Origin of the sequence: Vibrio sp. V43_P6S15P86 (assembly GCF_009904725.1) — a bacterium.
Classification (GTDB): domain Bacteria; phylum Pseudomonadota; class Gammaproteobacteria; order Enterobacterales; family Vibrionaceae; genus Vibrio; species Vibrio diabolicus.
Window position 1 is genome coordinate 1 of record NZ_WXWT01000084.1, and the last position, 8,426, is coordinate 8,426.

Annotated in this window: 6 protein-coding genes; 3 read left to right on the plus strand and 3 right to left on the minus strand. The window is 46.0% G+C overall.

Annotation, left to right across the window (positions count from 1 at the left end):
* Nucleotides 1-138 precede the first annotated feature (138 nt).
* On the minus strand, nucleotides 139-603 hold the full coding sequence (locus CAG69_RS03625) for a dCMP deaminase family protein (protein ID WP_005373515.1): 465 nt from the start codon (nucleotides 601-603) through the stop codon (nucleotides 139-141).
* A gap of 417 nt (nucleotides 604-1,020) precedes the next feature.
* On the opposite strand from CAG69_RS03625, the gene vmeY reads away from it, so the two are divergent.
* The gene (vmeY, locus tag CAG69_RS03630; RefSeq protein ID WP_161442770.1) at nucleotides 1,021-2,148 is read left to right on the plus strand and encodes a multidrug efflux RND transporter periplasmic adaptor subunit VmeY; all 1,128 of its coding nucleotides are present in this window, start codon (nucleotides 1,021-1,023) and stop codon (nucleotides 2,146-2,148) included.
* A gap of 8 nt (nucleotides 2,149-2,156) precedes the next feature.
* The gene (gene vmeZ, locus CAG69_RS03635) at nucleotides 2,157-5,309 is read left to right on the plus strand and encodes a multidrug efflux RND transporter permease subunit VmeZ (RefSeq protein ID WP_046875892.1); all 3,153 of its coding nucleotides are present in this window, start codon (nucleotides 2,157-2,159) and stop codon (nucleotides 5,307-5,309) included.
* Nucleotides 5,310-5,399: 90 nt separating this feature from the next.
* Here vmeZ and CAG69_RS03640 read toward each other — a convergent pair whose 3' ends face one another.
* Nucleotides 5,400-7,169 (minus strand): methyl-accepting chemotaxis protein, encoded by a 1,770-nt coding sequence (locus CAG69_RS03640; RefSeq protein ID WP_161442772.1) that lies wholly within the window; start codon nucleotides 7,167-7,169, stop codon nucleotides 5,400-5,402.
* A 101-nt stretch (nucleotides 7,170-7,270) separates the two neighbouring features.
* Nucleotides 7,271-7,684 carry an alternative ribosome rescue aminoacyl-tRNA hydrolase ArfB gene (gene arfB, locus CAG69_RS03645; protein ID WP_005396137.1) on the minus strand — a complete coding sequence of 138 codons (414 nt, stop codon included), beginning with the start codon at nucleotides 7,682-7,684 and terminating at the stop codon, nucleotides 7,271-7,273.
* 76 nt (nucleotides 7,685-7,760) lie between these two features.
* Here arfB and CAG69_RS03650 point away from each other — a divergent pair, with 76 nt between their 5' ends.
* Nucleotides 7,761-8,363, plus strand: coding sequence for a beta-phosphoglucomutase family hydrolase (locus tag CAG69_RS03650; RefSeq protein ID WP_031780520.1), 603 nt, complete (start codon nucleotides 7,761-7,763; stop codon nucleotides 8,361-8,363).
* Nucleotides 8,364-8,426: the final 63 nt, after the last annotated feature.

The window sequence follows — 8,426 nt, forward strand, 5'->3', positions numbered from 1 at the left end:
AATCAGTGCTTGTCATCGTCAAAATTGCTGAACTCACCGCGAAAAAACACGGTTAAAAGACTACGTCGAGACCTCTTGCAGATTTAATAACAAAATAGCCCAGATCTCTCTGGGCTATTTAACTATTAAGATGGAATACTAGCGCACGTCTTTGTCTTCAATTTCAATGTCTTCTAGTGGTAGCCAGTCGACTTTCACACCCGCTTGATCGAACATGTCTTGGCTGACTTGGATTTTATCTCCCCAGCGAGATAGAAAGTCTTCAGATTGCTCAGGGCAGTGCACGTGTGAGATCCCTGTTTGAATGATCTTTGCCGCGCAGTTAGGACATGGAAAATGCGTCACCCAAATATCACATCCGTCTAAGTCACGTTTTGAGAACAAAATTGCGTTCTCTTCTGCATGTAGTGTTTTTAGATATTTCAACTCGCGTTCATCGGTATCGACACTGTCAGAAACACCGTGCGGGTAGCCATTAAATCCAACAGATACAATGCGATTCTGTTTAGTGATAACTGCACCGACTTGTGTTGATGGGTCCTTACTCCATGACGCCACTAGTTCTGCCATCTGGTAAAAGCGTTTTGCCCATTTAGAAATCATAGTCATCCTCTCTGTCGAAGGCGTTGAATTAATTGAATGATAACCCATTTATATTAAAAAAATAGTCAAAATCGGGGTCTTGAGTATGAAGGCGTCATTTTTTGTCTTTTTAACCATAAAACGTTCTTATCTTGAGCACCGAATCTCACTTTCCGTCTTTATACGATATCTCACTTAGTGTTTCCTGGCGCCTCTAAATGCACGATGCCTGAGAGTGTATATCAAATAGTTATGATTGAGCTGCTTGTGTATTGTTCGTTAAATATCACTGTTAACTAAATTACTTTATTTTCTTTTTGTTTCTCATGTTTACATTTAGAAACATTTTGGGGGCTTTTGAGTGAAGTTTTCAGTTGCAGCAAGGAGTAAGGTTGATGGGAATTCAACAATATCCTGTTCTATAAAGACGGTAAATACATGCAAAAGAAACCACTTGTCGCACTAATGGCGGCTACAGCAATCCTCGCTGGATGCGGGGAAGCTAATAATGCCCAAAGGGAAGGCCAGGCGCCTCTCGTAGTGACTCAGGATGTCACGGTTATCGACTACCAACCGAGCAAGTCTTATATCGGTCGCATTGAAGCAGTAGAAGATACCAATATTACCGCGCAGATTTCTGGCTATTTAAAAGCTCGTCACTTTGAAGAGGGGCAAATGGTAGAAAAAGAGCAGCTTCTTTATTCTATCGAGCCATCTTCTTTTGAAGCACAAGTCGCGAGTGCTAAAGCGGCACTTGCACAAGCAAAAGCCGCGCTAAAAAAAGCGGAACTAGACCACACCCGAGGTAAAAACTTGTTGCCTCGCGGTAGTATTTCTCAATCTGAGTTTGACGCCTTAACTGCGGCACTTCTTGGTGCGAAAGCAGAGCTAGAAGCAGCAAATGCTCAGCTTAAGCTTGCTGAAGTTAACCTTTCTTATACTCAAATCCGAGCTCCGTTCAGCGGTCGCATTAGCGATACCAAAGTGAGTACCGGTGATCTTGTTTCCCCTTCATCTGGCGTGCTGACGACATTGGTGAGCTTAGACCCAGTTCATACTTCATTTAGTGTGAGTGAGCGCGAGCGCTTAGCCATGGGGATGGATCAAGTCAAAGGCGACGGCTCAGCAGAATCAAACAGAGTTGAAGTTCAGCTTGAGCTGGAAAATGGTCAGTTTTTTGAGCATCTCGGTAAGCTCGATTTCTTAGGTAATCGTATTGATACCAAAACTGGTACGATTGCAATGCGTGCGCTAGTGCCAAACCCAGAGCAGAAGTTACTTCCGGGTCAGCACATCAAAGTGAACTTGAGAGATAAGAACACAAAAGACGTTATTGTTATCCCACGACGTGCCGTACAGACTGACTTAGAAGGTGACTTTGTGATGGTGATGGCTGAGGGAAGTGTGGCAGAGCGTCGTAATGTCGAGCTTGGACCTCAGGTTGAACAAGGCATTATCATTCGAGAAGGCCTCGAACAGGAAGATACGGTTATTACACAGGGCCTACAGCGTGTGCGTAATGGTGTAGAAGTGCGCATTCAAACACCTGCTGAAGATAAGCAGTAGGGGGCACTATGTTAAGTCGTTTCTTTATTCAGAGACCTAAATTCGCGCTGGTTATTTCGATCATATTAACGCTAGCAGGCGCGATCTCACTGGCGATTTTGCCAGTGGCGGAGTACCCACAGATAAGTCCGCCATCAGTCAGCGTTTCGGCATACTACACCGGTGCGAGTGCGGAAGTTGTCGAGCAGGCCATTGCGGACCCCATAGAGACGTCGGTCAATGGCGTTGAGGACATGATCTACATGTCTTCAAAGAGCGCGAACGATGGCTCATACAGCCTAAATGTCACGTTCGATGTCGGGACCGATCCAGACATGGCGCAAGTAAACGTGCAAAACCGTGTGTCACAGATCGAGTCAAAACTGCCTCAAGAAGTGCGCATGGTTGGTGTGACGGTGAAAAAACGCTCACCTGACTTGCTGATGGTCCTTAACTTCTATTCACCTGATGGTAAATATGACGATCAGTTCTTGATTAACTACATTAACTTGAATGTAAAAGATCAGCTCGCTCGTGCGAAAGGCATTAGTGAAGTTAACGTGATTGGTGGTGGCGAATACGCAATGCGTGTTTGGTTAGATCCGGAAAAAATGGCCAACCTTAAGCTAACCACGTCAGACGTATACGCCGCTTTGGCTGAACAAAACGTTCAAGTTGCGGCAGGGCGTGTTGGTGCAGCACCATACAACAATCCGCAAGAAGTTCAGTTTAACCTTGTGACCAAAGGTCGCTTGGAAAGCGTGAGCGAGTTTGAGAACGTTGTCCTTCGAGCTAACCCAAATGGTTCCACGGTTTATCTGAAAGATGTCGCTCGTGTCGAACTAGGTAAAAAGTTCTACGATGGTAACGGTAAATTCCGTGGTCAGGACGCGTCAATTGTTGCATTGTCTCTTCAATCGGATGCGAACGCGTTAGAAAGTGGTCAGGCCGTCATGGAGCTGCTTGAGGACTTGAGTAAAAACTTCCCTGAGGGCATGGCGTATGAGACCAGCTACGATACAACCGTGTTCGTATCTGAATCGATCAAAGGGGTAGTCAAAACGCTGATTGAAGCGATTCTATTGGTGATTGCTGTAACTTACTTGTTCTTGGGTAGCGCGCGCGCAACGTTGATTCCTGTTGTTGCGATCCCCGTTTCTCTGATTGGTACGTTTGCCATCATGCAGGCGACGGGCTTCACCATCAATACGGTCACTTTGTTTGGCTTGATCCTCGCGATTGGTATCGTGGTGGACGATGCGATTCTGGTAATCGAAAACGTCGATACCACCATGGCGAAAGACCCAACCATTTCACCGCGTAAAGCGACATTGCTAGCGATGAAAGAAGTAACGGGCCCAATCATCACGTCGACCTTGGTTTTACTTGCGGTATTCATACCAGTCGCGATGCTGCCGGGTATCACTGGTATCATGTATCGCCAGTTCGCTTTGACCATCTGTATTTCGGTTGTGATCTCATCCATTAACGCATTGACGCTGTCTCCAGCACTTTGTTCTTTGGTATTGAAACAGGGTGGGGGCAACACCGCTAACTGGTTCCAGGCTTTCAACCGAGGCTTAGAGCGTATCACAACGCGTTATGGTCAGGTCGCTGGTTTCTTGGTGAAGAAATCTTTGCTGCTCGTGACGTTCTTCATAGTCGCTATCGCGGCGGTTACTTTCTTTGCGAAAACTACCTCAACAGCGTTTGTTCCTCAAGAAGATAAAGGCATTTTGCTGGTTAACGTTCAGCTACCAGATTCAGCATCTTTATCTCGTACTGAAGAAGTCACCAATGATTTAATGAACATGATTGGTGAAGAACCTGGTGTTGATGGCGTGACGGTTGCGAACGGTTACTCGTTTATGACAGGCGCAGCAGCATCAAACGGTGCATCTGTGTTTATCAAACTGCATGACTGGGATACTCGTAACTCGTTGCAAGGGGAACACTCTGCCAATGCCATCGCGGCGCGTATTAATGGCCGAGCGGCGACAGAGTTGCCTCAAGCGGTTGTGTTTGCGATGGGGCCACCAGCGGTTCCTGGTATGGGCGCTGCGTCTGGTTTTGAGTTTGTGCTTGAAGATACGCTAGGGCGAAGCCGTACCGATTTGTCGATGGTCATGGGAGAAATGATCCAAGCGGCCAACCAAGCCCCTGAAATTGCCTACACGTTTAGTACGTTCCGCGCGAATGTCCCGCACTACTACGTTGATATCGACCGTGAGAAAGCACAGCAGTTGGGTATTTCACTGTCGTCTATTTTCCAAACCTTGCAAGGCAACTTAGGTTCGCTTTATGTGAATGACTTCACCATGTTTGGTAAGAACTTCCGCGTAACCATGCAAGCTGATAGCCAGCACCGTAGCAGCATGGAAGATCTAGAGCGTTTCCATGTTCGTTCTTCGAACGGCGATATGGTTCCGCTAAGTACGCTAGTGAGCTACGAGCAAGTGTTCGAGCCGGATGTAGCATGGCGTTACAACATGTACCGTAGTGCTATCATTCAAGGCCAACCAGCTCCGGGTTACTCTAGTGGTGATGCGATTGCTGCAATGGAACGCGTTGCTGCTGAAGTTCTCCCGCAGGGATACACGTATGAATGGACAGGTATGGCCTACCAGGAAGTACTTGCGGGTAACCAAGCCATTTATGCGTTTGCGCTGGCTTTGATCTTCATTTACTTGTTTATGGTGGCTCAGTATGAGAGTTGGAGTATTCCACTGGCTATTATTTTGGTGGTGCCAGTAGCAACGTTAGGCTCCTTCTTGGCGTTGAATCTGACTGGGACACCGCTTAACTTGTATGCGCAAATTGGCCTTGTCTTGCTCATAGCCTTGGCGGCGAAAAACGCAATTTTGATTGTGGAGTTCGCCAAGCAAGAACGTGAAGAAAAAGATGCTGATATCGATAGTGCAGCGGTTAAAGGAGGCACGTTACGTTTCCGCGCTGTGAATATGACATCTTGGTCGTTTATCCTGGGTATCTTCCCGCTGATCTTCGCCGCAGGTGCAGGGCACGTGAGCCAAAACTCGCTCGGCGTGTCGCTGATTGGTGGTCTATTGTGTGTGCTTCTAGCAGGTACATTCTTGATCCCAGGCTTCTACGCTCTGGTGCAAAGACAGCGTGAGAAAGTTCATGGCGGCAACACCAAGCTGGTTCCTCTTGATGATGAGTAATCACACCCGCTGTGCACAGTAGAGCACGAAGTTAAAGTCGAAAAAAGCCCGAAGCAATGATTGCCTCGGGCTTTTTATTTGTAGGGAAGGTTATTTTAGCGCGGTTTTAAATTGTGCAACGGCTTCGTCCATATCATGAGCTTGAACAGAAACAGAGTTCACTTCGTGCAAGCATTCCTGAGCGGATTGCATGTTGCTTTCAGATATCGCGTTAAGCTCGGTGATTGAGCCACTAACTTGGTTCATCACGATACCTTGCTCTTCAATCGCAGAAGCAATGCGCTCCGAATTGCCTTGAATTGCATGCATGTCAGTGATGATCTGCTGCAGGCTAGAATCCAGTTTTTCAGAGGCATTGAGCGTTTGTTGTCCTTGATCGTTACATTGATCAATATCCGCCACGACCGTCGACATTTGAGCTTGAATATCAACAACAACTCGCATGATTTCCTCGGTAGATTGATGAGTTCGGCTAGCTAGGGCACGTACTTCATCGGCAACAACGGCGAAGCCACGACCTTGTTCGCCCGCTCGCGCGGCTTCAATTGCTGCATTGAGAGCTAGTAAGTTAGTTTGTTCCGCAATTTCTTGGATGATGTTCACCGCACCACCAATTTTATCTACATGTTGGTTCAACGAGCCAATCGACTGCTGACTGTTCGATAAAATACTGGTCAATTGACCAATGTTGGTTACAGTAGTTTCAACAACACTTCGGCCTTGTTCGGCATTATTCGCGGCTTGATGTACACCCTCTACCGCAACCGACGTGCTTTCCGATATTTCGCCTATCGTTGCCACCATTTGCTGAACCGCAGTAGCCATCGATGCAGTGTGGTCCGTTTGAGTATGGAACTGCTCCATAACCCCTTCTAGCTCACGATGCATATTATCGGTACTGGCCGTTAACTGCGCCGATTTTTCTTGGGTGCCACTAATTAACTGCTCAAGCTTATCCAACAGATCATTGAGGTGGTGGCTGATATCAAATAGCTCATCTTTGCCTTTCAAGTCAGAGCGCAGTCCCATGTTGTTTGTTTCGCTAATGCTTCGAATGGTGCCAAGCAAGCTGTTTACTCGTGTATTGATTGAGCGAGAGATCTGCCAAATCAATGCGAAAATAACACCTAAGATCAGGGCAGTAATCACTTGCTTGATGGTCGACATTTGTTCATCACGCTTTGCAGCAGCAGAGCTAAGGGCTGTCGAAAAGGTTTCAAATTGCTCTTCTACGGCATGAGATAATGCGCGAGTTTCACCAAGTAGGCCTTGGTCGTAAGCGACCCCTACAACTTGTTTTTGTGCCGCTACTAGCTTACCTGTTTTGATGAGCTCCGGAGCATATAGCCCAACAAGCAAATCACTATTGAATTGACCTGATTTGACTGCAGAGTCAAAACGAACCAACGCCAGCAATTGCTGGTGGTCGGAGCGTTGCTTGGCTTCTAACAGTGCTTGCTCGTAACCAGAAAGAAGGCCACTCTTTGCATCAAGTCCGTAGCGTTGGTAAGCACTGACCAGATTCTGAAAGCCCTTTTGGTATGCAAGAAGGTCTTGTTTGAATCGTTGACTGGAAGGTAATTCATTGCTCGTGAGTATGCTCGCAAGCTCTTTTTCGGTATTTAGAAACTTATCAACATTCGCATCAAATTTGTTTAAGTATTTGTCATTACTACGCAGTAAGAAATCTTTCTCGTTTCTGCGTAAGTTGAGTAAACGTATTTCTAAATCGCCAACGAGTTTGATGGCGTGGTTTAGTTCATTGCTCTTATTGGCGAAATGGGATGACGTACCCAAAAGGGCCACGATGCCTAAAATGGCGATAACTCCGAGGAAGTAGAGTTTTTGCCTAATAGTCATATTGTTGTTTCCTGAATAAGTAACTAAAAAGAGAAATCCAATGAGATTTCCCAAGGGCTAGCAAACGTTGTTCAACTAACATGTCGAGAAAACGACATGCATTAATACAGCACTTTCTTACGTTGCTGCTTTTTCGCTCCATGCTTGTTCTTGGTATCAAGTCTTCGGCGTTGAGAAGCGCGGGTTGGTTTCGTTTTAATACGCTTCTTCTCCTGTAAGGCGGCAGCTTTAATTAAAGCTTGAAGCCGATTCAGGGCGTCTTCCTTATTTTGTTCTTGCGTGCGAAATTGTTGCGCTTTGATGATGATCACGCCATCTTTAGTTATACGACTGTCAGAAAGAGCAAGTAATCGTTCTTTGTAGAAGTCAGGTAAGCTGGAATGTCGGATATCAAAGCGTAAATGTATAGCGGACGCTACCTTGTTAACGTTCTGGCCACCATTTCCTTGAGCTCTAATTGGGGATAATTGAATTTCCCACTCTTGAATTGTGACGGAGTTCGAAATTTTGAGCATGATAAGTAAATGCCGGTAAGGACGATTGAAAGAGCTGATAAATTAACATCACAGATGTACAAATAGAAGAAAAGACATGAGCACGATTGATTTTAGGCCCTATGAGGGATTCATATTTGATATGGATGGTACTTTAATAGATACCATGCCAGCCCATTTGGCTGCTTGGCAAGCAACCGCAGATCGCTTTGATTTTCCGTTTTGTCAGGAGTGGTTTCACAGTTTAGGAGGCATGCCGAGCTTTAAAATTGTTGAGGAGCTAAACCGTGTGCATGAGCTTTCATTAGATCCTAAAACCGTCGCTACATTTAAAATGGAAACGTTCGCTGCTATGGAGCTGCACGGGGACGTTATTCCGTGCACTAATATCGTGTTAGAAGAATATTTAGGCCACAAGAAAATAGCGGTCGGAACTGGCAGTCAACGAGAAAGTGCCATGCGCTTACTGAGCCACTCCGGTTTATTGGACAAGTTGGATGTTGTGGTAACAGCAAGTGATGTAGAGAATCATAAGCCTTTTCCGGATACCTTTTTGGTGGCGGCCGAGCATCTTGGGTTGGAAGCGTCACAATGTCTTGTATTCGAGGATACCGAGCTAGGTAAACGAGCGGCGCATGCAGCGGGTATGGATTGCGTTATGGTGCAAGATAACGAGTTAATCTTTTTTCCAAAACCATAGTAAAAAGAGCGATAAAGCGAGATCAAAATGGGGTGCAAACGCACCCCATTAACTTTTACAACA

Excerpts from the sequence above, each read along its gene's own strand:
- CAG69_RS03625 (WP_005373515.1), bottom strand. The coding sequence starts at position 603 with ATGATTTCTAAATGGGCAAAACGCTTTTACCAGATGGCAGAACTAGTG.
- vmeY (WP_161442770.1), top strand. The coding sequence starts at position 1,021 with ATGCAAAAGAAACCACTTGTCGCACTAATGGCGGCTACAGCAATCCTC.
- arfB (WP_005396137.1), bottom strand. The coding sequence starts at position 7,684 with ATGCTCAAAATTTCGAACTCCGTCACAATTCAAGAGTGGGAAATTCAA.
- CAG69_RS03640 (WP_161442772.1), bottom strand. The coding sequence starts at position 7,169 with ATGACTATTAGGCAAAAACTCTACTTCCTCGGAGTTATCGCCATTTTA.
- CAG69_RS03650 (WP_031780520.1), top strand. The coding sequence starts at position 7,761 with ATGAGCACGATTGATTTTAGGCCCTATGAGGGATTCATATTTGATATG.
- vmeZ (WP_046875892.1), top strand. The coding sequence starts at position 2,157 with ATGTTAAGTCGTTTCTTTATTCAGAGACCTAAATTCGCGCTGGTTATT.